Origin of the sequence: Bacillus paralicheniformis (assembly GCF_001042485.2) — a bacterium.
Classification (GTDB): Bacteria; Bacillota; Bacilli; order Bacillales; family Bacillaceae; genus Bacillus; species Bacillus paralicheniformis.
Map to the genome: position 1 here is coordinate 42,651 of NZ_LBMN02000035.1, position 23,737 is coordinate 66,387.

The following is a 23,737-nucleotide window of genomic DNA, read 5'->3' on the forward strand; positions in this document are numbered from 1 at the left end:
GATGACGATTAAACTGATCAATATCGGCTTTGGTAATATCATATCCGCGAATCGGCTGATCTCGATTGTGAGTCCGGAGTCCGCGCCTATTAAGCGGATGATCCAGGATGCCAGAGACCGTGGCATGCTTATAGATGCTACATATGGAAGAAGAACCCGTGCGGTTGTCATTATGGACAGTGACCATATCATCTTATCTGCCGTCCAGCCTGAGACAGTAGCACAAAGGCTTTCCGTTAAAGAAGAAATTATGGATGAAGGGCAGGGATAAGAGCTTTATGAAAGAAAGAGGTTTATTAATCGTTCTCTCCGGCCCTTCCGGCGTCGGAAAAGGAACAGTCAGGCAGGCGCTGTTTGCTCAGGAGGACACAAAATTTGAATATTCGATTTCGGTGACGACAAGAAAACCGCGGCAAGGCGAAAGAGACGGTGTCGACTACTTTTTTAAGACGCGCGAAGAGTTCGAAGAGATGATCGAGAACAACAAGCTGCTCGAATGGGCCGAATATGTCGGCAACTATTACGGAACACCCGTTGACTACGTCGAACAGACCCTTGAAAGCGGCAGGGACGTTTTTCTCGAAATTGAAGTCCAAGGTGCGCTGCAAGTCAGAAAGGCATTTCCTGAAGGCCTGTTTATCTTTTTGGCGCCTCCGAGTCTCGCCGAATTGAAAAACCGGATTGTCACAAGAGGGACAGAAACAGAAGCCCTGATCGAAAACCGGATGAAAGCGGCGAAGGAAGAAATCGAACTGATGGACGCCTACGATTATGTTGTCGAAAATGACAGCATTGAGCTTGCGTGCGAAAGAATCAAAGCAATCGTTCTCGCCGAACATTTACGGCGCGACCGCGTTGCTCCAAGATATAAGAAAATGCTGGAGGTTGAATAATTATGCTAGATCCGTCAATTGACTCTTTAATGAATAAACTGGATTCAAAATACACGCTCGTTACCGTATCGGCCCGACGCGCCCGCGAAATGCAGATCAACAAAGACGCGCAGATCGAAAATCCGAAGTCGCATAAATTTGTAGGCAAAGCGCTGGAAGAAATTGATGCCGGACTGCTTACATTCGAAAAGGAAAATCGCTAATAGCCTTAAAAATAGCAACCTATACACTAGGTTGTTATTTTTTTCAGGCCGGCGAACAGAACATAAGGGGGAGAAAAAACGATGCTGAAAAATCGCAACATCCTGCTGGGAGTAAGCGGAGGAATCGCAGTATACAAAGCGGCCGCCTTGACGAGCAAGCTCGTACAGGCAGGAGCCAATGTGAAAGTCATCATGACAAAATCCGCCTGTGAATTTGTGTCTCCGCTCACCTTTCAAGCGCTTTCGCGCAATGAAGTATATACCAACACGTTCGAAGAACCGAATCCCCGTGTCATCGCCCATATCGATGCCGCGGATTGGGCGGATCTTGTGATCGTTGCTCCGGCAACGGCCAATGTGATCGGAAAACTCGCTTCAGGCATTGCCGATGACATGCTGACGACGACGCTTTTAGCGACGACTGCGCCGGTTTGGATCGCTCCGGCCATGAACGTCCATATGTACGACCACCCGGCTGTTCAGCGGAACATCAGCGTTCTTTACAAAGACGGCTGCCGGTTTATCGAGCCGAGTGAAGGCTACCTTGCGTGCGGCTATATCGGCAAAGGCAGACTTGAAGAGCCCGAACGGATCGTCCAGTTGGCCGAGTCGTATTTTTTAAACGAAAACAGCGGTTTGCTTGAAGGAAAGCGTGTCTTAATTACAGCGGGCCCGACAAGAGAACAAATCGATCCCGTCCGCTTTTTCTCCAACCGTTCGACAGGGAAAATGGGCTATGCTTTCGCTGAGGAAGCGGCGAAAATGGGAGCGTGCGTAACGCTGATTGCCGGCCCGACATCGCTTGATGATCCCGCAGGAGTTGACGTTATTCATGTTCAGTCTGCAGAAGATATGTATCAAGCGGCTTTATCTGTTTTCGATGAGAGCGACATCGTCATCAAAACGGCAGCTGTCGCTGATTACAGGCCAAAGCATATTCACGATCAAAAAATGAAGAAAAAGGACGGCGGTCTCGTCATTGAGCTTGAGCGGACGAAGGATATTTTAAAAGCGCTGGGAGAACGGAAAACAAAGCAAGTCTTGGTCGGCTTTGCAGCTGAAACGCAGCACGTCGAAGACTATGCCAAACAAAAGCTGGAGAAAAAAAATCTCGATCTGATTGTCGCCAACAATATCACGGCCGAAGGCGCCGGTTTTGGAACGGAAACCAACATCGTGACGGTGTTTCACCGAGACGGTAAAAAGACGGCGCACCCTCTGATGTCAAAACGGGAGGTTGCCGCCGAAGTCTTGAAGGAAGCCGCTGAGCTTGCCGGCCGGAGCGGAACGTCCTCATGAATTTCGCTGAAGTGATCGTCGATGTTACAACCAAAAATATCGACAGACCGTTTGACTACCGCATTCCTGACAAATTCAAAGGGATGATTAAAAAAGGGATGCGCGTGATTGTTCCGTTCGGCGCCCGCAAAATTCAGGGATTTGTCACCGGCGTGAAAGAATCGTCTGAGCTCGCCGGCCGTTCGGTTAAGGATATCGAGGATATCCTTGATCTGACGCCCGTTTTGACGGAGGAGCTGCTTGAGCTGTCAGATTGGCTGACAGAAAAAACACTTTCTTTTAAAATTACGGCTCTTCAGGCGATGCTCCCCGCGGCTATGAAAGCAAAATACGGCAAAGAAATCAAGGTGATCGGTGATAAGCCGCTTCCCGAACCGCTTAAAACCCTGTTCTTGCAAAAAGAAACACTTTCTTATTCCGATATAGATGACCATGGGACATTAAAGCTGATTCAGCGCCAGGTTCAAGAGGGCAACCTTGAAGTGGCCTATAAAGTAAAGCAGAAAACAAACAAAAAAACGCGGAGAATGATCGCTCCCCTTTGTGCGAAAGAACATTTAAAAGAAGCGCTTGACAGCCTCTCCCCGCAAGCTGTCAAACAAAAAGCGGTCCTTCAGTTTTTCATCGACCGCAAAGAATCCGGCGCTGTTCCGGCAAAAGAGCTGATCGGCAAAACGGGAGGCTCTTCCGCGTCCGTAAAAGCGCTGATCGACAAGGGGCTGTTAAAGGAAAGTGAAGAGGAGGTTTACAGGGATCCTTATCAGGACAGAATGTTCAAAAAAACCGAACCGCTTCCGCTGACTGAAGAGCAGGCGCAGGCCTATGAGGCGATAGCAGAGGCGATCGAAGACAAGCGGCACGATGTGTTTCTTCTTCACGGAGTGACCGGAAGCGGAAAAACGGAAGTCTATCTGCAATCGATCGAAAAGGTGCTGGAAGCCGGCAAAGAAGCGATCGTTCTCGTTCCGGAAATTTCGCTGACGCCGCAGATGGTCAACCGCTTTAAAGGCCGCTTTGGCTCACAGGTAGCCGTCCTGCACAGCGGGCTTTCAACAGGAGAAAAATATGATGAATGGCGGAAAATCCACCGCAAAGAAGTCCGGCTTGTCGTCGGGGCGCGCTCGGCGATTTTCGCGCCGTTTGAAAATCTCGGCATGATTATTATCGATGAAGAGCACGAAACATCGTACAAGCAGGAAGAGATGCCGAGATACCATGCGAAAGAAGCGGCGATTCAAAGGGCCGAATACCACCGCTGTCCTGTCGTCCTCGGCAGTGCGACGCCGACGCTCGAATCGTTCGCAAGGGCGAAAAAAGGCGTGTACAAGCTTCTTTCCCTCAAGCACCGCGTCAATCACCAAGTCATGCCTGACGTGTCTCTCGTCGATATGAGGGAGGAACTGCGCAGCGGAAACCGCTCGATGTTTTCCAAAGACTTAATGGCCGGACTTGAGGAAACCCTTGAAAAAGGAGAGCAGGCCGTTCTGTTTTTAAACAAAAGGGGATATTCCTCATTTGTCATGTGCAGGGACTGCGGATATGTCATCCAGTGCCCTCATTGCGAAATCTCGTTGACGTACCACAGGTATGGACAGCGTCTGAAGTGCCATTACTGCGGCTATGAAACCGGCATGCCGTCAAGCTGCCCCGAATGCGGAAGCGAGCATATCCGCTACTTTGGCACAGGCACACAGCGGGTCGAAGAAGAATTGACGAAGGTACTGCCGGCTGCAAGGGTGATCCGCATGGACGTCGATACAACCTCGAGAAAAGGAGCGCATGAAAAGCTGCTCACATCCTTTGGCAAAGGTGAAGCCGATATTCTGCTCGGAACACAGATGATCGCCAAAGGGCTCGATTTTGAAAACGTCACGCTCGTCGGTGTTTTGAGCGCGGATACGATGCTGCACATCCCCGATTTCAGAGCCGCTGAAAAAACGTTCCAGCTGATGACACAGGTGAGCGGAAGAGCGGGGCGCCACGAAAAGCCGGGCAAGGTGATCATTCAGACGTACACCCCGTCCCATTACAGCATTCAGCTCACGAAAACGCACGATTATGAAACGTTCTTCCGGCAGGAGATGCTGCACAGAAGGGAACAGGCCTATCCTCCCTATTATTATTTGGCGCTCGTCAGCGTATCGCACGAAGAAGTGACGAAGGCGGCGCTCGTGACTGAAAAAATCGCCAACTATTTAAAAAAGAACATTTCAAGCGAGGCGAAGATTCTCGGCCCAGTCGCATCGCCGATCGCCAGGATCAAAGATAGATATCGCTATCAATGCGTGATAAAATACAAACAGGAAAACCAGCTTACATCGTTGCTTAAAAACATTATGGATCATTACAAACGAGATATTGAACAAAAGCAATTGATGATTTCGATCGACATGAATCCATATATGATGATGTAAAAATAACAGTGTGATGGAGGGCTTCTAGATTGGCAGTAAAACCGATCGTAACGTATCCGGCGGAGGTTCTTGAAACCCCTGCCGAACCCGTTGCGTCTTTTGATAAATCATTAAAGAAACTGCTCGACAATATGTATGATACGATGCTTGAGCTGGACGGAGTCGGGCTTGCCGCCCCGCAAATCGGCGTTTTAAAAAGAGCGGCAGTCGTCGATATCGGCGATGACACGGGCAGAATTGAACTGGTCAACCCGGAGGTCATCGAAGAGAGCGGCGAACAGACGGGCCCTGAAGGCTGTTTGAGCTTTCCCGATCTATACGGTGAAGTGAAGCGTTCGGATTATGTAAAGGTCAAGGCGTTCGACCGCCGCGGAAAACCGTTCACGATTGAAGCTGAAGGCTTTTTGGCGCGGGCGCTGCTGCATGAAATCGACCATTTGGACGGTATTTTATTCACATCAAAAGTTACGCGCTATTATGATGCGGAAGAACTTGAGGAAATGGAAGGATGATTGGATGACAAGGATCGTTTTTATGGGAACGCCGGATTTTTCCGTCCCGGTGCTCAGCACATTGATTGATGACGGCTATGAGGTGGTGGGTGTCGTCACCCAGCCTGACCGCCCGAAAGGAAGAAAAAAAGTGATGACCCCTCCGCCTGTCAAGGAGGAAGCGCTGCGCCGCGGCATTCCCGTGCTCCAGCCTGAAAAAGTGAGGGAAGATGCGGAGACGGACAGGATTTTGGCGCTTGAACCCGATCTAATTGTAACCGCGGCATTCGGGCAGATCCTGCCGAAAAAGCTCCTCGATTATCCGAAATACGGCTGTATCAATGTCCATGCCTCTCTTCTGCCCGAGCTGCGCGGAGGAGCTCCGATCCATTACGCCATTCTGGAAGGCAAAGAGAAAACGGGCGTGACGATCATGTACATGGTCGAAAAATTGGATGCAGGCGATATGCTTGCCAAAGTCGAAGTTGACATCGAAGAAACCGATAATGTCGGCACGCTCCACGACAAGCTGAGCAAGGCCGGGGCTGAGCTTCTTTCCGAAACGGTTCCGAAGGTCATTGACGGTTCGGCAACCCCTGAAAAACAGGATGAACGGGAAGCGACATATGCGCCGAACATTAAACGCGAACAGGAACTGATCGACTGGTCAAAGCCCGGCGAAGTCCTGTACAACCAAGTCAGGGGCTTGAATCCTTGGCCTGTCGCATACACGGTTTTAAGCGGCCAGACGCTGAAAGTATGGGCTGCGAAAAAATGCGAAGCCTTAAAACAGGCAGAGCCGGGAGAAATCGTCTCCGTTGAAAAAGACGGCATTGTCGTCGCTACCGGAAATGGCACCGCGTTAAAATTAACGGAAGTGCAGCCTGCGGGCAAAAAAAGAATGAAGGCCGAAGATTTTGTCAGGGGAGCGGGTCTTCAAGCCGGAATGAAATTGGGTCATAGCGATGAAAAATAATGTGAGGGAAGTCGCGCTTGATGCACTGATTAAGCTTGACCAGAATCAGGCATACAGCAATCTTTTGCTTCAGTCTGTCATGAAAGCGAACGATTTAAGCGACAAAGACAGAGGCCTTTTGACAGAACTCGTTTACGGCACCCTTCAAAACAAGCTGGCGCTCGATTATATGCTGAAGCCGTTTATTAAAAAACCGGAAAAAGTGAAAGACTGGGTCATCCATCTGTTGAGAATGTCGCTGTACCAGATGGAATACCTGGAGAAAATCCCTGACCGGGCCGCCCTTTTTGAAGCTGTTGAAATCGCTAAAAAACGCGGGCATAAAGGAATTTCTTCATTTGTTAACGGCGTTCTGCGCTCTGTTCAGAGAGAAGGCGTGCCTTCTTTTGCTGATATTGCCGACCCGGTTGAACGCCTTGCGGTTGAGACAAGCCATCCGGAATGGCTTGTCAGGGAATGGACCGATGCCTACGGGTTCGAAGCGGCAGAACAAATCTGCCGGATTCACATGATCCCGCCGAAGCAGACGATCCGCGTAAACAGGCTGAAACACGACCGGGATACGCTTCTTTCCCGCCTGAATGAAGCGGGGATTGATGCGGAAGAAGGCGACTTGTCCGAAGACGCTGTCAAACTGCAAAAAGGAACGATTGCGTCCACTCCTTTTTTCAAAGAAGGCGAAGTCACCATACAAGATGAAAGCTCAATGCTGGTAGCGCGAGCCCTCGGTCCTGAGCGGGGAGAAACGGTGCTGGACGCCTGCGCAGCGCCGGGAGGAAAATCCACTCATATCGGCGAACTGCTCGAAGATACGGGAAAGATCATTTCCCTTGACCTTCATCAGCATAAAGTAAAGCTGATCAAAGAAGCGGCAGGCCGGATCGGGCTTTCCAACATTGAAGCAAGGGCGCTGGATGCCAGAAAAGCCGGCGAAGCCTTCGAACCGGAGCAGTTTGACCGGATTCTCGTCGACGCTCCGTGTTCGGGCTTCGGTGTCATCCGCAGAAAACCGGATCTCAAATACAGCAAAACGCCCGAAGACAGCGCGCGTCTCGCTGGGATTCAGCTGGCGATTTTAAACGAAATCGCACCTTTATTGAAAACAGACGGGACATTGGTCTACAGCACATGCACAATGGACCCGACCGAAAATGAACAAGTCATGCATGCTTTTTTGAAAGAACACGATGAATTTGAAGCAGACCCCACCCTCGCCGAGCGGCTGCCCGAAAAAGCGGCGCCGTATGTCAAGGATGGAAGCATTCAAATCCTTCCCCACTACTTCGGAACGGACGGCTTCTTTATTTGCAGCATGAGAAAGAAGGGATCACAATAATGGAATCGAAACAAAAAGTAAGAAAAGAATTGCGGACAGAAAGACCGTCCATCTATTCTTTTGAAATAGAAGAACTGAAAAGCTGGCTTTCGGAAAACGGCGAAAAACCTTTCCGCGCCGCGCAAATATTCGAATGGCTTTACGAAAAGAGAGTCACGTCATTTGAAAAGATGACAAACCTTTCAAAAGAGCTGCGGACAAAGTTGAACGAGCATTTCGTATTAACGACGCTGAAAACGGCCGTCAAGCAGACTTCACAAGATGGAACGATGAAGTTTTTATTTGAGCTTCATGACGGCTACACGATCGAAACCGTATTAATGCGGCACGAATATGGCAATTCTGTTTGTGTAACGACACAGGTGGGCTGCCGAATCGGCTGTACGTTTTGCGCGTCGACCCTCGGCGGCTTAAAGCGGAACCTGGAAGCCGGAGAGATCGTCGCCCAGGTTGTCAAAGTGCAGCAGGCGCTTGATGAAACAGATGAACGCGTCAGTTCCATCGTCATTATGGGAATCGGCGAGCCGTTCGATAATTTTCAGGAAATGCTTGCATTCCTGAAAATCGTCAACCATGATAAAGGGCTGAATATCGGGGCGCGCCATATCACCGTATCAACGAGCGGGATCATTCCGAAAATCTATGAGTTTGCAGACGAGAAGCTGCAGATCAACTTTGCGATTTCTCTGCACGCCCCGAACACTGAGATCAGAAGCCGGCTGATGCCGATCAACAGAGCCTACAAGCTGCCGGAGCTGATGAAAGCGGTCGATTACTACATTAAGAAAACCGGCAGAAGGGTTACGTTTGAATACGGGCTTTTCGGCGGTGTTAACGATCAGGTTGAACACGCGGAAGAGCTGGCTGAATTGCTAAAAGGAATCAAATGCCACGTCAACTTGATTCCGGTCAACTATGTACCTGAACGAGACTATGTCAGAACACCGAAAGAACAGATTTTCGCCTTTGAAAAAACATTAAAGTCTCATGGAGTAAATGTCACGATCAGAAGAGAGCAAGGCCATGATATTGACGCTGCCTGCGGACAGCTTCGTGCAAAGGAGCGCCAGGAAGAGACGAGGTGAATCAAGGTTGAAAACAGCCTTAAAAACGGACAGGGGAAAAATACGCCAGCACAATGAAGACGATGCCGGCATTTTCACAGAAAAAAACGGACTGGTTTTAGCTGTTGTCTGCGATGGAATGGGAGGTCATCTGGCCGGCGACGTTGCCAGCAGGATGGCCGTCTCAGCCCTTCGGGATATCTGGGAGGAAACCGAAGAAGTCCCGGCTTCGCCGGCTGAATGCGAAGCTTGGCTGAAAGAGCAGATTTCAGCCGTCAACCAAAAACTTTTCGACCATGCGAGGGCGCATGAAGAGTGCCAGGGAATGGGAACAACGGTCGTCTGCGCTTTATACACGGGAAAAACGCTGACAGTCGCCCATATCGGAGACAGCCGCTGCTATCTCCTGCAAGGCGGCCATTTCATACAGCTGACGGAAGATCACTCGCTTGTCAATGAACTCGTGCGGACAGGGGGGATTTCGAAGGAAGATGCCGAACACCATCCGCGGAAGAACGTGCTGACAAAAGCGCTTGGCACTGATCCGGAAGTGAAGGTTGAAGCCCATACTTTTGAAATCGAACCGGGCGATCAAGTTCTATTATGCTCTGACGGGCTGACGAATAAAGTAGAAGATGAGTCACTGAAGGATATGCTTACAGCTCTTTCTTCTGCGGAGGAGAAAGCGGAACAGCTCGTTCAGCTGGCCAATGACAACGGTGGCGAGGACAATATCACCGTCGCGCTATTGGAACTTCCTTCTCAAATAGAAGAAGGTGAAGACAAGTGTTAATCGGCAGACGGATCAGCGGACGTTACGAAATCCTGCGCGCCATCGGCGGCGGGGGGATGGCGAACGTTTATTTAGCGCTGGACATCATCCTCGACCGTGAAGTCGCGATAAAAGTGCTGCGGTTTGACTTCGTTCACGATGCCGATTTTATCAGGCGGTTCAGAAGGGAAGCGCAGTCCGCTGCAAGCCTCGACCACCCGAATATCGTCAGCATTTATGATGTCGGAGAAGAAGATGACATCTATTATATCGTGATGGAGTATGTCGAGGGGATGACCCTGAAAGAATACATAAACCGAACAGGCCCGCTTCATCCAAAAGAAGCGGTCCAAATCATGGAGCAGATCGTATCCGCCATCGCACACGCTCATGATAACCAGATTGTTCACCGGGATATTAAGCCCCACAACATTTTGATCGACCATATGGGCCACATTAAAGTGACCGATTTCGGCATCGCCATGGCGCTCAGTTCGACGACCATCACGCACACCAACTCGGTTTTGGGCTCTGTCCATTATTTGTCGCCCGAACAGGCGAGAGGCGGATTGTCTACGAAAAAATCCGATATCTACTCGCTCGGCATCGTGCTTTTCGAGCTGCTGACGGCGCGTATGCCGTTTGAAGGAGAATCGGCGGTCAGCATCGCGCTGAAGCATCTGCAATCAGAAACGCCGTCGGTGAAAAGGTGGAACCCGGCTGTGCCGCAAAGCATAGAAAACATCGTCCTGAAAGCGATGGCAAAAGATCCATTCCACCGCTATGAAGCGGCCGAAGAGATGGAATCCGATTTAAAAACGGCTTTCGACCCGGACAGGCTCAACGAAAAGCGATTCACGATTCCAGCTGATGATGAGATGACGAAAGCTGTTCCGATCATCAAAAACCTGCCGGAAGACAAGAGCGGTGACAAGTCCGGCGACGGAGAAGCGGAAGCGGCTCCGTTATCAAAGAAAGAAAAGAAGAAGCAGGCAAAAGCAAACAAGAAGAAAAAAAGAAAGAAATGGCCGCTTATATTGCTGACGGTGTTTTTCGTTCTCGTTGTGTCAGCCGTCTTGGCTTTGACGGTGTTTCCGTCGCTCTTTATTCCAAAAGATGTAGCCGTTCCCGATGTAGCAGGCCTTGAGTATGAAGAAGCCGTCATCAAGCTTGAAGACGAAGGGTTTGAAGTGGATCCGAATGCTGAAGACATTGCCGACGATAAAATTGAAGAAGGGCTGATCGTGAAAACGGACCCTGCAGCCGGCGATATCGTAAAGGAAGGCTCAACTGTCAAGCTTTATAAAAGCTCAGGCAAAGAGAAAACAGAAGTGGAAGATGTGGTCGGCCAGAAAGTCGACGCCGCCAAAAAGCTTCTCGAGCAAAAGGGCTTTAAAAACATCAAGACAGAAGAAGTGCACCATGAAGAAGAAGCGGGTACCATCATCGAACAGGACCCCGCAGCCGGCACCGAAATCGTTGCCGCCGACGACGAGATCAAATTAACGGTCAGCCTCGGTCCGGAAGCCATTACTTTAAGGGATTTAAAAACATACAGCAAACAGGCGGCTTCGGGCTATTTGGACGACCATCAGCTTGTCCTTGTCGAAAAGGAGGCGCATTCTGAAGATGTGCCGGAAGGTCAGGTCATCAAACAAAAGCCGGGGGCGGGGGCATCCGTCAAGCCGGGAGACAAAGTCGAGGTTACGTTTTCGCTCGGACCTGAGAAAAAACCCGTCAAAACGGTGACCGAGAAAATTGATATCCCTTATGAACCGGGAGCGGAGGGCGAAGAACAAAACGTCCAAATTTCGATCGATGATGAAGAACACAGCATTTCCGACGTCTATGAAAATTTTAAAATCACGGCGCCGGCAGAGCGGACGATCAAATTCAGGATTGCGCCCGGGCAAAAAGGGTATTATCAAGTAACGATCAACGATAAAGTAGTCAGGTCAAAAACGATTGAATATCCTGAGGATGAATAAGGGAGGTGCGATATGCCTGAGGGCAAAATCATTAAAGCATTAAGCGGATTTTACTATGTTTTGGATGGTGATCAGATCATTCAGTGCAGGGGAAGAGGGGTTTTCAGAAAAAATAAAATCACCCCTCTCGTCGGCGACGATGTCGTCTACCAGGCCGATAACGATAAAGAAGGCTACATTCTCGAGATTAAAGACAGATTCAATGAATTGGTCAGACCTCCGATCAGCAACGTGGATCAGGCGGTTCTCGTGTTTTCGGCAAAAGAGCCGACATTCAGCACGTCGCTATTGGATCGTTTTTTAGTGTTGGTTGAGGCGGGTGGCATCAGGCCGATCATATGCATTACGAAAATGGACCTCGTGGATGATGACGCGCTCAAAGAGCGGATTCACCATTATGCCGAAGACTACCGGAACATCGGGTACTGCGTCTATACGACATCGATGAAAAACGGAAGCGGCATCGAAGACATCGTCTCCCATTTTCAAGACAAAATCACCGTATTCGCCGGCCAGTCCGGCGTGGGCAAATCTTCGCTTTTAAATGCGATCAGCCCCGAGCTTGAACTGAAAACCGCCGGGATTTCCGCTCACTTGGGAAGGGGAAAGCATACGACCCGCCATGTGGAGCTGATCGATATAAACGGCGGGCTCGTCGCGGACACCCCGGGCTTCAGCTCGCTTGAGTTTGCCGGTATTGAAGCTGAAGATTTAGGGTCTGCGTTTTTGGAAATCAGCGAAAAAAGCGCCGAATGCAAGTTCCGCGGGTGCCTGCATATGAAAGAGCCGAACTGCGCCGTCAAACGCGCCGTGGAAAACGGTGAAATCGCCCAGTATCGCTACGACCATTATGTTGAATTTTTAACAGAGATCAAAGACAGAAAGCCGAGGTATTAAGATATGGTATATGTTGCTCCTTCGATTCTTTCAGCCGATTTTGCCCGTCTAGGGGAAGAGATTCGGGATGTTGAACAAGGCGGCGCCGATTTCATCCACATCGATGTGATGGACGGCCATTTCGTTCCCAACCTGACCATCGGGCCGCTTGTAGTGGAAGCCGTCCGCCCGATCACAGAACTTCCGCTCGACGTTCATTTAATGATTGAAGCGCCTGACCGCTATATACCTGCTTTTGCAAAAGCGGGCGCCGATATTTTGTCCGTCCATGTTGAAGCGTGCCCGCACCTTCACAGGACGATCCAGCTCATCAAAGAGCAAGGAGTCAAAGCGGGTGTTGTCTTGAATCCGCATACCCCTGTGCGGCAGATCGAGCATGTGCTTGAAGACCTTGATCTCGTACTATTGATGACAGTGAATCCGGGCTTCGGCGGACAGTCGTTTATTTCCTCAGTCCTGCCGAAAATCAGGCAGGTCAAGGAGATGGCCGAGCAAAAAGGGCTCGCCGACCTGCTGATTGAAGTGGACGGCGGCGTCAACAAAATGACGGCAAGACAGTGTATCGAAGCAGGGGCAAATCTGCTTGTTGCGGGCTCTGCCGTTTATAACGAAAAAGACCGCAAAAAAGCCATTTCCGATATAAAAGGTGCGCTTGGGTAAGGTTTCCCGATGAAAAAGAGCCGGCTTTCTCAAGCTGAGCTCTTTTTTTACGGCGTTTACAGAAAGGACAATGCGATGAAAACGATCAATATTGTAGCGGGAGGTCCCGATCATCTCATTCCCGACTTGCTGCAGTATCAGGACGGCGATGCGCTTTGGGTCGGGGTTGACAGAGGCGCTGTAACCCTTTTGGCAGCGGGGATCGTGCCTGATGAAGCGTTCGGGGATTTTGACAGCATCACAGACGAGCAAAAAAAGGCTATTGAAAAGGCGGCTCCCCGCCTCCATATTTATCAGGCGGAAAAAGATCAGACGGATTTGGACCTTGCGTTGAGCTGGGCGGTCGGACAGCGGCCTTCATGCATTAGAATGTTCGGCATTTCGGGAGGCAGAGCAGACCATTTTCTCGGGAATCTGCATCTCCTTTACACCGCGATGAAGCAAAATGTCAAGACCGTCATGATCGACCGCCAAAATACGATCAGCATGCACCCCCAAGGCTCTTACACCGTCATGCGTGATCAAACAAAACCGTACATTTCATTCCTGCCGTTTACGGAGACGGTAAAAAACCTTTCCCTCGAAGGATTTAAGTATTCTTTAAATAAGTGTCATATTGCTCTAGGTTCGACACTATGTATTAGTAACGAACTCATCCATTCACAAGGTGCTTTTTCGTTTTCTGAAGGCATATTAATAATGATAAGAAGCACTGATTAAATATCCTGGCGCTTCCGCTCGCTTTGTGTTTGGGATCCGATGTTGAAGGTGGATGCGGTTGCGGACTCTTTGAGGAGGGAAGGGAATGAAATTTTACACCATTAAATTACCGAAGTTTTTAGGGGGAATCGTCCGGGCGATGCTTGGCTCGTTTCGCAAAGACTAAGAAGCGCCGGGTGCGCTTTTTTTGCGGAGCGGGTCAAAGGGCTCTCCCCGGATGGCAAGCAAAAGAACGAAAAAACGCCTGCCTAAAGCGTACAGTCGCTCTTGGCAGGCGTTTATTTTTTCTTATACACGCTCAACTTTTCCAGATTTCAAAGCTCGAGCAGATACATATACTTTTTTAGGCTTGCCGTTCACAAGGATGCGCACTTTTTGAACGTTAGCGCCCCATGTGCGTTTAGAAGCGTTCATCGCGTGAGAACGAGAGTTGCCAGAACGTGATTTTCTGCCTGTAATAACGCATTTACGTGCCATTTGTTTCCCTCCTAACTATCAAAAAAAACATCATCATTCATTATCAGTTGATCACCTGTGATGCTTCAGATACTTTAATAATTTACCACAGCTGAAAACCGTTTGCAACTATTGATTGCTCTGCTTTCAAGAAAAATCCCTTGACATCTTGAAAAAATGAACGCGCTGTAGTATAAGTAGGGTTAGGTTTGGAGAGAAGCCTGCCTGTTCTTTTAAAAAGAAGGTCCTTATAGTAGAATGATGTTAACCAGAGGTCAGAAGCGAGACTCGAAAAGGAGGAACCAACGTGTCCATTGAATTCCGAACAAAATACGGACAGATTGATATATCAAACGAAGTGGTCGCCATGGTTGCGGGAGGCGCAGCGATCGACTGCTACGGGATCGTAGGTATGGCATCCAAGAACCAAATTAAAGACGGACTGACTGAAATCCTCAGAAAAGAAAACTTTGCAAGAGGCGTCATCGTCCGCCAAGAAGAAGATCGTATTCATATTGACATGTACATCATTGTCAGCTACGGAACAAAAATTTCAGAAGTGGCACATAATGTTCAAACAAAAGTCAAATATACGCTCGACCATACAGTGGGTCTTGCAGTGGATTCCGTAAATATTTACGTTCAAGGAGTACGAGTGACGAACCCGTAGTTAGGAGGAAAACAAGAGTGTCTATACGAAATCTGGATGGAAAAGCTTTTGCAGAAATGGTTCTGTACGGCGCACGCCATCTGTCTCAAAACGCAAATGTAGTTGATGCGTTAAATGTATTTCCGGTTCCGGACGGAGATACAGGAACGAACATGAATCTGTCGATGACATCCGGTGCAAAAGAAGTGGAGCAGATCGATGCCGCCAATATCGGCAAAGTGGCACAAAGCCTGTCAAGAGGGCTTCTGATGGGAGCGCGGGGAAACTCGGGCGTCATTTTGTCCCAGCTGTTCAGAGGCTTTGGCAAATCGATTGAACAGAAATCGGAAATTAACGCGAAAGAATTTGCCGCCGCGTTCCAGGCCGGAGTGGACACTGCCTACAAGGCCGTCATGAAGCCTGTCGAAGGCACGATCTTGACGGTTGCCAAAGATGCGGCAAAAAAAGCAGTGCTCACCGCTCAAACTGAAACCGATATCATCAAGGTGATGGAAGCCGTCGTGAATGAAGCGGAGGCTTCATTGGAGCGGACGCCTGAGCTGCTTCCGGTTTTAAAGGAAGTCGGTGTCGTCGACAGCGGCGGAAAAGGGCTGCTTTACGTGTATGAAGGGTTTCTCGCTTCTTTAAAGGGAGAAAAGCTTTCTGAAAAAGCGGCCGCTCTTCCGTCATTGGATGATCTTGTCAGCGCGGAGCACCATAAAAACGCTCAAAGCCACATGAATACAGAAGACATCGAATTCGGCTATTGCACGGAATTTATGGTAAAGCTCGACAGCGGTAAAAGAAACTTTAATGAAGATGCGTTCCGCCAGGATTTAAGCGGCTTCGGTGATTCACTGCTCGTCGTCTCAGACGAAAATATCGCCAAGGTGCACATCCACGCCGAATATCCGGGGGAAGTCATGACTTATGCGCAAAAATACGGCAGCTTAATCAACATGAAAATCGAAAACATGAGAGAGCAGCACAGCGCGATTCTCAATCAGAACAAACAGGAGGCAGCTGCCCCGGCAGAAAAAGCGCCGGCTGAAAAGCAGCCGTACGGCGTCGTTACAGTGGCCATGGGAGAAGGAATCGCCGAACTTTTCGAAAGCATCGGCGCCACAAAGGTCATCGAAGGCGGTCAGACGATGAATCCGAGCACGGAAGACATCGTTCAGGCGATAAAAGACGCCAACGCGGACACGGTCGTGATTCTGCCGAATAATTCAAACATTGTCATGGCGGCGAACCAGGCCGCGGATGTTGCCGGACAACATGTGATTGTCATCCCGACGAAGACCGTTCCTCAAGGAATGGCCGCGCTCCTCGCATTCAACCCGGCCCTTGGAGCGGACGAGAATGAAGCCGCTATGCTCGGTGCGATCGGCGAGGTGAAAAGCGGACAAATCACCTATGCGGTCAGAGACACTAACATTGACGGCATCGATATTAAAAAAGGCGATTTTATGGGCATCTTAAACGGTAAAATCGTTGAGACGGCATCTGACCAGTTAGCAGCAGCGAAAAAGCTGCTCGCAGGCATGATCGATGAAGACAGTGAAATCGTCACTGTGATCAAAGGGGAAGACGCGCCGGGAGAAGAGGCCGAAGAACTCGCAGCCTTTATCAGCGAGACGTACGAAGACGTTGAAGTGGAAGTGCACGACGGAAAACAGCCGCTGTATTCCTACATTCTGGCTGTTGAATAATCGATCAAAGGCAGAAGGGCATGATGATAAAAGCCCTTCTCTTCTTTTGGCTTTTTTTAAAGCATCAGCCCGCTCGGACGTTGTCTGCTTGCCAATTGGGGAATGATCGATTAGTCTAAAAAAAACGGCTTTTTTTCCTCCGTACAGCGGGGGAATCTGTGTGTAAAAGGGGGATAAGGATGAAGTACAGAAGTGTGTTTGATATTATCGGGCCCGTCATGATCGGTCCGTCAAGTTCTCATACGGCCGGCGCGGCCAGAATCGGCAGAGTCGCCAGAAGCGTGTTTGGGAGGGAGCCGAAACAAATCGTTGTGTCATTGTACGGTTCTTTTGCCGAGACGTATAAAGGACATGGAACAGATGTTGCGATCATCGGCGGCCTTTTGGATTTTGATACATTTGATGAAAGAATCAAAGATTCGATCCGCCTAGCTGAAGAAAAGGGAATCGCCATCGAGTTCCGGGAAGAAGAAGCGGTTCCAACGCATCCCAATACAGCCCGCATCCTCATCTCTGATGATGAAGGCTCCCTTGAACTCGCAGGCATCTCAATCGGCGGGGGGAAAATCGAAATCATTGAGCTGAACGGCTTTGAGCTCAGATTGTCGGGAAATCACCCTGCTATTTTAGTCGTCCATAACGACCGCTATGGAACGATTGCAGGCGTAGCCAATGTGCTTGCAAAGTTCGCAATCAACATCGGCCATATGGAAGTGGCCCGCAAAGACGTCGGCCAGGAAGCGCTCATGACGATTGAGGTCGATCAAACGATCGATCCGGCTGTTTTTGAAGAATTGAGAGCGCTGCCGAACATCATTGAGGTGACCCAGATCGCTGACTAAAAGGAGGGTGAGACGATATGTTTCGAAATGTAAAAGAATTAATTCAGCTGACAAAAGAAAAGAACGTGTCCATCTCTGAAATCATGATCGCGCAGGAGATCGAGGTGTCAGGCCGGACGCGGGAAGAAATATTCGAGCAGATGGAAGCCAACTTGACCGTGATGGAAGATGCTGTGCAAAAAGGTGTTGAAGGCGTCGTGTCGCACTCCGGATTGACGGGGGGAGACGCCGTTAAGCTTCAAGCTTACCTCAAATCGGGCAAAGGGCTGTCAGGGGATGTCATCCTTGACGCTGTCAGCAAAGCGGTTGCGACAAATGAAGTCAACGCTGCGATGGGAACGATTTGCGCAACGCCGACGGCCGGTTCGGCCGGCGTTGTCCCGGGGACGCTTTTTGCGGTAAAAGAGAAACTTCAGCCGACGAAAGAGCAGATGGTCCGCTTTTTATTTACATCGGGAGCGTTCGGATTCGTCGTTGCCAACAATGCGAGCATTTCGGGAGCCGCGGGAGGCTGTCAGGCTGAAGTCGGCTCGGCCTCGGGCATGGCGGCTGCCGCCATCGTCGAAATGGCGGGCGGAACCCCTGAACAGTGCGCCGAAGCGATGGCCATCGCTTTAAAAAACGTACTCGGTCTAGTCTGCGATCCTGTCGCAGGGCTTGTTGAGGTGCCGTGTGTGAAGCGGAACGCAATGGGCGCAGCCAACGCGATGGTCGCGGCTGATATGGCGCTTGCCGGCATTACAAGCCGCATTCCATGCGATGAAGTGATCGATGCGATGTATAAAATCGGGCAGACGATGCCGACGGCACTGAGGGAAACAGGCCGGGGCGGTCTTGCTGCAACACCGACGGGCAAAGAATTGGAGAAAAAAATATTCGGAGGAGCGTCAGCTGCACGTGGAACACAATCTGCAACTTAGTATATCTGTTATAAAAGGCGTCGGGACGGAAACGGAAAAAACGTTAAATGAGCTCGGAATCTATACGGTTCTTGATCTTTTAAACTACTTCCCGTACCGATATGACGATTATGAATTGCGCGATTTGGAAGAAGTGGCACACGACGAACGAGTGACGGTAGAAGGGAAGGTTCACAGCGAGCCTTCTCTTGCCTATTACGGGAAAAAGCGGAGCCGCCTCACGTTCCGGCTATTGGTCGGAAACTATTTGATCACAGCAGTTTGTTTTAACAGGCCTTATTTGAAAAAAAAGCTTGCGATCGGTTCGATCGTTACCGTAACCGGAAAATGGGACAAGCACAGACAATCCGTGATGGTACAGGAGCTGAAAAACGGGCCGCACCAAGGTGACCAGTCGATTGAGCCCGTTTACTCCGTCAAAGAAAATATCACCGTAAAGACAATGAGGAAATTGATTCAGGAAGCCGTCCGCAGCCATTTGCCGTCTGCCGAAGACCCCCTTCCGGAAAAGCTTAGGACCGCCTATAAACTTCTGTCTTACCAGGAGGCGGTGAAGGCGATGCACAAGCCCGAGTCGAGGGAAGCTTTAAAACATGCGCGGCGCCGCTTTGTATATGAAGAATTTTTACTGTTTCAGCTGAAAATGCAGGCTTTACGGAAGTTCGAGCGGGAGGCGTCCGACGGAATCAGCCACACCTTTAAAACGGAAGACGTCAATTCGTTTGTCAAAAGCCTCCCGTTTCCTTTGACAAACGCGCAGGCGAAAGCACTCGACGACATATTAAGGGACATGGCTTCAGGGTATAAAATGAATCGGCTTTTACAAGGAGACGTCGGATCAGGCAAAACGGCCGTCGCCGCGATTGCGTTATACGCCTCGCTGCTTTCGGGATTCCAGGGAGCGATGATGGTGCCGACCGAAATACTGGCGGAACAGCACGCCGATTCATTGGTATCCCTCTTTGAGCAGTACGATGTCAATGTTGCGCTTTTAACAAGCTCTGTGAAAGGGAAAAGGAGAAGAGAGCTTTTAGAAAGATTAAAAGAAGGAGAAATTGATATTTTGGTGGGGACGCACGCCCTTATTCAGGACGATGTCCATTTTAAACAGCTCGGTCTCGTGATCACCGATGAACAGCACCGCTTCGGTGTCGAGCAAAGAAAAAAACTGAGAAGCAAAGGGAAAGATCCCGATGTCTTGTTTATGACGGCTACGCCGATTCCAAGGACACTGGCAATTACGGTTTTCGGGGAAATGGATGTGTCCGTCATCGATGAAATGCCGGCTGGGCGAAAGCGGATCGAGACTTATTGGGTGAAGCACGACATGCTCGAACGAATTCTCGCGTTTATCGAAAAAGAACTGAAAAAAGGCAGACAGGCATATGTGATTTGTCCCTTGATCGAAGAATCGGACAAGCTCGACGTTCAAAACGCCATCGATGTGCACAGCATGCTGACCCATGCTTTCAGAGGAAGGTGGCAGATCGGTCTCATGCACGGAAAGCTCTCAAATGACGAGAAAGAACAGGTGATGAGGCAGTTCAGCAAAAACGAATGCCAGATTCTCGTTTCCACAACCGTCGTTGAAGTCGGCGTAAACGTTCCGAATGCGACGGTCATGCTGATCTATGATGCTGACCGGTTCGGTCTTTCCCAGCTGCACCAGCTTCGCGGCCGGGTCGGGCGGGGCGACCACCAGTCGTATTGCATCCTGATGGCAGACCCGAAATCTGAAACGGGCAAAGAGCGCATGAGCATCATGTCTGAGACGACCGACGGCTTTGAGCTTTCTGAAAAGGACCTTGAACTCAGAGGACCCGGGGACTTCTTCGGCAAAAAACAGAGCGGGATGCCGGAGTTTAAAGTCGCTGACATGGTTCACGACTACCGCGCGCTGGAAACGGCAAGAAGAGACGCTGCAGAACTTGTCTCTTCAAAGGCGTTCTGGACGGATGCCGAATATGAAAGCCTGCGGGAACACTTGCAAAACAGCGGGGTGATGGAAGGAGAAAAGCTGAGCTGACCTGGAAGTCCTGTGAAAATTTATTGTCGGCGGGTAAAGAAAGATTGCATTCCAATCTATGAAATTATATACTACTATTAGTACCTAGTCATAATTGCGCGGATGGTGTTTAAAAACATGAGAAAAAGTAAGAGAGAACGCCAAGAATTGCTGCAGCAGACGATTCGTACGACCCCGTTTATTACGGACGAGGAGTTAGCGGAGAAATTTAACGTCAGCATTCAGACGATTCGCTTGGACCGTTTGGAACTTTCCATACCTGAACTGAGAGAAAGAATCAAAAGTGTTGCCGAGAAATCTCTTGAAGATGAAGTCAAGTCTCTCCCGCTCGACGAGGTCATTGGCGAGATCATTGATTTGGAGCTGGATGAGCACGCGATTTCCATTCTGGAGATCAGAACGGAGCACGTTTTCAGCCGAAATCAAATCGCCAGGGGACACCATTTGTTTGCCCAGGCCAACTCGCTCGCCGTTGCCCTCATCGACGATGAGCTCGCATTGACGGCCAAAGCGGACATCCGCTTTACCAGGCAGGTCAAGCAAGGCGAACGGGTCGTTGCAAAAGCGAAAGTCGTAAAGCTTGATAAAGATAAAGGCAGAACGGTTGTTGAAGTGAACAGCTATGTTGCCGAAGAGCCTGTGTTTTCAGGCGAATTTGTCATGTATCGTTCAAAACAATCATAGAAGGTGGCGCGTAAGTCATGAAAATTGCTGTAGATGCCATGGGAGGAGACAATGCTCCCAAAGCGGTTATTGAAGGCGTGATGAAAGCGGTCGAAGATTTTGAAGACCTCGAGATTACGCTGATCGGCGACCGGGAAAAAATTGCCGCCCATTTAACGGAGCACGGGCGGATCACTGTCAAGCACGCGGAAGAAGTCATCGAGGCGACAGACGAACCTGTCAGAGCCGTCAGAAGAAAGAAGAATTCATCGATGGTTCTGATGGCCGGAGAAGTCGCCGAAGGCAGGGCGGATGCCTGCATTTCCGCCGGAAACACCGGAGCGCTTATGACGGCCGGGCTCTTTATCGTCGGCCGGATTGAAGGGATTGAAAGGCCTGCGTTGGCGCCGACATTGCCGACTGTCTCCGGAGACGGCTTTCTCCTTCTTGATGTCGGAGCGAATGTGGACGCCAAGCCCGAACATCTCGTTCAATATGCCATTATGGGATCTGTTTACGGAGAACAGGTGCTGGGCGTCAAAAATCCGCGCATCGGACTTTTAAACGTCGGAACCGAAGACAAAAAAGGAAATGAGCTTGCCAAGCAGACCTTTCAAAAATTAAAGGAAACCGATTTGAATTTCATCGGCAATGTGGAAGCGCGCGACATGCTGGACGGAGTCGCTGATGTCATCGTGACAGACGGCTTTACCGGTAACGTTGCCTTGAAAACGGTCGAGGGCGCGGCGCTGTCCATTTTTAAAATGCTGAGAACGACGCTGACTTCGAGCTTCACGGCGAAGCTCGCCGCCTCTGCGCTGAAGCCGAAGCTGAAAGAAATGAAAACGAAGATGGATTACTCTGAATACGGCGGAGCCGGATTGTTCGGCTTAAAGGCGCCCGTCATCAAAGCGCACGGATCATCTGACGGACGGGCCGTTTATCACGCGATCCGCCAGGCCAGAGAGATGGTCAGCCAAAATGTCGCTGAATTTATCGAAGAAAAAATTCAACAAAAAGCAGATGAATAGTCTGGAGGTTTTAACATATGGGCAAGATTGCTTTTCTATTCCCGGGCCAAGGTTCGCAGCATATCGGCATGGGACACGAATTGTATGAAAAAGAACCGAATGCAAAGAAGATTTTTGAAGAAGCGGATCAAACGCTTGAAACAAAACTGAGCACCCTCATGTTTGAAGGGGATGCAAAAGAACTGACACTTACATACAACGCGCAGCCAAGCCTTTTAACAGCGAGTACCGCAGCGCTTCAAAAACTGAAGGAATACGGCATTAAAGCCGACTATGCGGCAGGGCACAGCCTCGGCGAGTACAGCGCATTGGTAGCTGCCGGCGCCTTGTCGTTTAAAGACGCGGTTTATGCCGTCAGAAAGCGCGGCGAATTCATGAATGAAGCCGTGCCCGCAGGTGAAGGCGCGATGGCGGCCATTCTCGGCATGGACAGCCAGGCGCTGAAAGAAGTGACGGACAAAGTTTCCGAAGAAGGAAACCTTGTTCAGCTCGCCAATTTGAACTGCCCCGGGCAGATCGTCATCTCAGGAACAGCTAAAGGCGTCGAGCTCGCTTCAGAGCTTGCCAAAGAAAAGGGCGCAAAACGCGCGATTCCTCTCGAAGTCAGCGGGCCGTTCCATTCCGACCTGATGAAGCCGGCAGCTGATAAGCTTCGTGAAGTTCTTGATGCGTGCAAGATCAGCGATGCAGCTATTCCGGTCGTCTCCAACGTAACAGCCGACTTTGTAACAGATAAAGACGACATTAAGAATAAACTGATTGAACAGCTGTATTCTCCTGTGCGATTTGAAGAAACAATCAGCCGCCTGATTGACGAAGGCGTGACGACGTTCATCGAAATCGGCCCCGGAAAGGTTTTGTCAGGGCTTGTGAAGAAAGTGAACCGCAGAGTCAAAACGATTGCTGTGTCAGACCCGAACACAATTGAACTTGCCGTTCAAACGTTGAAGGAGGAAAACGAAAATGCTGGATAATAAAACAGCCGTTGTTACAGGAGCCTCAAGAGGGATCGGCCGCGCGATCGCCCTGGACCTGGCGAAAAACGGAGCAAATGTCGTCGTCAACTACGCGGGCAATGAAGCGAAAGCGAACGAAGTTGTAGACGAAATCAAAGCGCTCGGCCGCGATGCGTTTGCTTTTAAAGCGGACGTTTCAAATGTGGATGAGGTTCAGGCGATGATGAAGGAAGCGGTCGGCCGCTTCGGCACGCTTGACATCCTTGTCAATAATGCGGGCATTACAAAAGATAATCTGTTCATGAGAATGAAAGAAGATGAATGGGACGACGTCATTAACATAAACTTAAAAGGTGTGTTCAATTGTTCAAAAGCCGTAACAAGACAGATGATGAAACAAAGAAGCGGCCGGATCATCAACATCACCTCGGTTGTAGGCGTCGTCGGTAACGCCGGACAGGCCAACTATGTCGCGGCTAAATCAGGCGTGATCGGCTTGACGAAAACGCTGGCGAAAGAGCTTGCGTCAAGAAATATCACCGTTAATGCAATCGCTCCGGGGTTTATTTCGACGGAAATGACGGACAAGCTGACAAAAGATATTCAAGACGAAATGCTGAAGCAGATTCCGCTTGCACGGTTCGGCGATCCGTCTGACATCAGCAGCGCCGTTGTTTTCCTCGCATCTGACCATGCGAGCTACATGACCGGCCAGACGCTGAACATCAACGGCGGAATGGCTATGGTTTAAACGAAATCAAAAATTGAA

At 49.9% G+C, this 23,737-nt stretch carries 25 protein-coding genes; 24 read left to right on the forward strand and 1 reads right to left on the reverse strand.

Annotation, left to right across the window (positions count from 1 at the left end; translation table 11 throughout):
- Window position 1: 1 nt before the first annotated feature.
- The 15 genes from remA (at window position 2) to spoVM (ending at window position 13,879) form a co-directional block, all read left to right on the forward strand.
- Complete coding sequence (gene remA / locus ACH97_RS17035) at window positions 2-271, forward strand: extracellular matrix/biofilm regulator RemA (protein WP_003181657.1); 270 nt, start codon at window positions 2-4, stop codon at window positions 269-271.
- A gap of 7 nt (window positions 272-278) precedes the next feature.
- Window positions 279-893, forward strand: a complete 615-nt coding sequence (gene gmk / locus ACH97_RS17040) for a guanylate kinase (protein WP_003181659.1) — start codon at window positions 279-281, stop codon at window positions 891-893.
- Between the two features lie 2 nt (window positions 894-895).
- Window positions 896-1,096: a DNA-directed RNA polymerase subunit omega gene (gene rpoZ / locus ACH97_RS17045; RefSeq protein ID WP_020451344.1), complete on the forward strand. Its 201-nt coding sequence runs from the start codon at window positions 896-898 to the stop codon at window positions 1,094-1,096.
- An 81-nt stretch (window positions 1,097-1,177) separates the two neighbouring features.
- Window positions 1,178-2,395 (forward strand): bifunctional phosphopantothenoylcysteine decarboxylase/phosphopantothenate--cysteine ligase CoaBC, encoded by a 1,218-nt coding sequence (coaBC, locus tag ACH97_RS17050; RefSeq protein ID WP_020451345.1) that lies wholly within the window; start codon window positions 1,178-1,180, stop codon window positions 2,393-2,395.
- Window positions 2,392-4,809: a primosomal protein N' gene (gene priA, locus ACH97_RS17055; RefSeq protein ID WP_020451346.1), complete on the forward strand. Its 2,418-nt coding sequence runs from the start codon at window positions 2,392-2,394 to the stop codon at window positions 4,807-4,809. The genes coaBC and priA overlap by 4 nt, the downstream gene beginning before the upstream one ends.
- Before the next feature lie 29 nt (window positions 4,810-4,838).
- Window positions 4,839-5,321, forward strand: coding sequence for a peptide deformylase (gene def / locus ACH97_RS17060; RefSeq protein WP_020451347.1), 483 nt, complete (start codon window positions 4,839-4,841; stop codon window positions 5,319-5,321).
- Between the two features lie 4 nt (window positions 5,322-5,325).
- Window positions 5,326-6,276, forward strand: a complete 951-nt coding sequence (gene fmt, locus ACH97_RS17065; RefSeq protein WP_020451348.1) for a methionyl-tRNA formyltransferase — start codon at window positions 5,326-5,328, stop codon at window positions 6,274-6,276.
- A complete protein-coding gene (gene rsmB / locus ACH97_RS17070) occupies window positions 6,266-7,612 on the forward strand; it encodes a 16S rRNA (cytosine(967)-C(5))-methyltransferase RsmB (protein WP_048350350.1) in 1,347 nt (448 codons plus the stop codon). The genes fmt and rsmB overlap by 11 nt, the downstream gene beginning before the upstream one ends.
- Window positions 7,612-8,697, forward strand: a complete 1,086-nt coding sequence (rlmN, locus tag ACH97_RS17075) for a dual-specificity RNA methyltransferase RlmN (RefSeq protein WP_020451350.1) — start codon at window positions 7,612-7,614, stop codon at window positions 8,695-8,697. The genes rsmB and rlmN overlap by 1 nt, the downstream gene beginning before the upstream one ends.
- Before the next feature lie 7 nt (window positions 8,698-8,704).
- Window positions 8,705-9,469 carry a Stp1/IreP family PP2C-type Ser/Thr phosphatase gene (locus ACH97_RS17080; protein ID WP_020451351.1) on the forward strand — a complete coding sequence of 255 codons (765 nt, stop codon included), beginning with the start codon at window positions 8,705-8,707 and terminating at the stop codon, window positions 9,467-9,469.
- A complete protein-coding gene (gene pknB / locus ACH97_RS17085) occupies window positions 9,463-11,436 on the forward strand; it encodes a Stk1 family PASTA domain-containing Ser/Thr kinase (RefSeq protein WP_020451352.1) in 1,974 nt (657 codons plus the stop codon). The genes ACH97_RS17080 and pknB overlap by 7 nt, the downstream gene beginning before the upstream one ends.
- 12 nt (window positions 11,437-11,448) lie before the next feature.
- Complete coding sequence (rsgA, locus tag ACH97_RS17090; protein WP_020451353.1) at window positions 11,449-12,333, forward strand: ribosome small subunit-dependent GTPase A; 885 nt, start codon at window positions 11,449-11,451, stop codon at window positions 12,331-12,333.
- A gap of 3 nt (window positions 12,334-12,336) precedes the next feature.
- A complete protein-coding gene (gene rpe / locus ACH97_RS17095) occupies window positions 12,337-12,993 on the forward strand; it encodes a ribulose-phosphate 3-epimerase (protein ID WP_020451354.1) in 657 nt (218 codons plus the stop codon).
- A 75-nt stretch (window positions 12,994-13,068) separates the two neighbouring features.
- On the forward strand, window positions 13,069-13,713 hold the full coding sequence (locus ACH97_RS17100) for a thiamine diphosphokinase (RefSeq protein ID WP_025811376.1): 645 nt from the start codon (window positions 13,069-13,071) through the stop codon (window positions 13,711-13,713).
- Between the two features lie 85 nt (window positions 13,714-13,798).
- A complete protein-coding gene (spoVM, locus tag ACH97_RS17105; protein WP_003221545.1) occupies window positions 13,799-13,879 on the forward strand; it encodes a stage V sporulation protein SpoVM in 81 nt (26 codons plus the stop codon).
- A gap of 122 nt (window positions 13,880-14,001) precedes the next feature.
- On the opposite strand, the gene rpmB is transcribed toward spoVM, so the two are convergent.
- Window positions 14,002-14,190: a 50S ribosomal protein L28 gene (gene rpmB / locus ACH97_RS17110; protein WP_003181685.1), complete on the reverse strand. Its 189-nt coding sequence runs from the start codon at window positions 14,188-14,190 to the stop codon at window positions 14,002-14,004.
- Between the two features lie 286 nt (window positions 14,191-14,476).
- On the opposite strand from rpmB, the gene ACH97_RS17115 reads away from it, so the two are divergent.
- The 9 genes from ACH97_RS17115 (at window position 14,477) to fabG (ending at window position 23,719) form a co-directional block, all read left to right on the forward strand.
- Window positions 14,477-14,839 carry an Asp23/Gls24 family envelope stress response protein gene (locus ACH97_RS17115; protein WP_003181687.1) on the forward strand — a complete coding sequence of 121 codons (363 nt, stop codon included), beginning with the start codon at window positions 14,477-14,479 and terminating at the stop codon, window positions 14,837-14,839.
- Between the two features lie 17 nt (window positions 14,840-14,856).
- Window positions 14,857-16,530 carry a DAK2 domain-containing protein gene (locus ACH97_RS17120; protein WP_020451356.1) on the forward strand — a complete coding sequence of 558 codons (1,674 nt, stop codon included), beginning with the start codon at window positions 14,857-14,859 and terminating at the stop codon, window positions 16,528-16,530.
- A 179-nt stretch (window positions 16,531-16,709) separates the two neighbouring features.
- Complete coding sequence (gene sdaAB, locus ACH97_RS17125) at window positions 16,710-17,372, forward strand: L-serine ammonia-lyase, iron-sulfur-dependent subunit beta (protein ID WP_020451357.1); 663 nt, start codon at window positions 16,710-16,712, stop codon at window positions 17,370-17,372.
- Between the two features lie 17 nt (window positions 17,373-17,389).
- Window positions 17,390-18,292, forward strand: a complete 903-nt coding sequence (sdaAA, locus tag ACH97_RS17130; RefSeq protein WP_020451358.1) for an L-serine ammonia-lyase, iron-sulfur-dependent, subunit alpha — start codon at window positions 17,390-17,392, stop codon at window positions 18,290-18,292.
- Window positions 18,270-20,318: an ATP-dependent DNA helicase RecG gene (recG, locus tag ACH97_RS17135; RefSeq protein WP_020451359.1), complete on the forward strand. Its 2,049-nt coding sequence runs from the start codon at window positions 18,270-18,272 to the stop codon at window positions 20,316-20,318. The genes sdaAA and recG overlap by 23 nt, the downstream gene beginning before the upstream one ends.
- 117 nt (window positions 20,319-20,435) lie before the next feature.
- A complete protein-coding gene (gene fapR / locus ACH97_RS17140; RefSeq protein ID WP_020451360.1) occupies window positions 20,436-21,002 on the forward strand; it encodes a transcription factor FapR in 567 nt (188 codons plus the stop codon).
- A 17-nt stretch (window positions 21,003-21,019) separates the two neighbouring features.
- The gene (gene plsX, locus ACH97_RS17145) at window positions 21,020-22,012 is read left to right on the forward strand and encodes a phosphate acyltransferase PlsX (protein ID WP_020451361.1); all 993 of its coding nucleotides are present in this window, start codon (window positions 21,020-21,022) and stop codon (window positions 22,010-22,012) included.
- 17 nt (window positions 22,013-22,029) lie between these two features.
- Entirely contained in the window at window positions 22,030-22,986 is a 957-nt protein-coding gene (gene fabD, locus ACH97_RS17150; RefSeq protein ID WP_020451362.1) for an ACP S-malonyltransferase, read from the forward strand.
- The gene (fabG, locus tag ACH97_RS17155) at window positions 22,976-23,719 is read left to right on the forward strand and encodes a 3-oxoacyl-[acyl-carrier-protein] reductase (protein ID WP_020451363.1); all 744 of its coding nucleotides are present in this window, start codon (window positions 22,976-22,978) and stop codon (window positions 23,717-23,719) included. Before fabD ends, fabG begins: the two co-directional genes overlap by 11 nt.
- Window positions 23,720-23,737 lie beyond the last annotated feature (18 nt).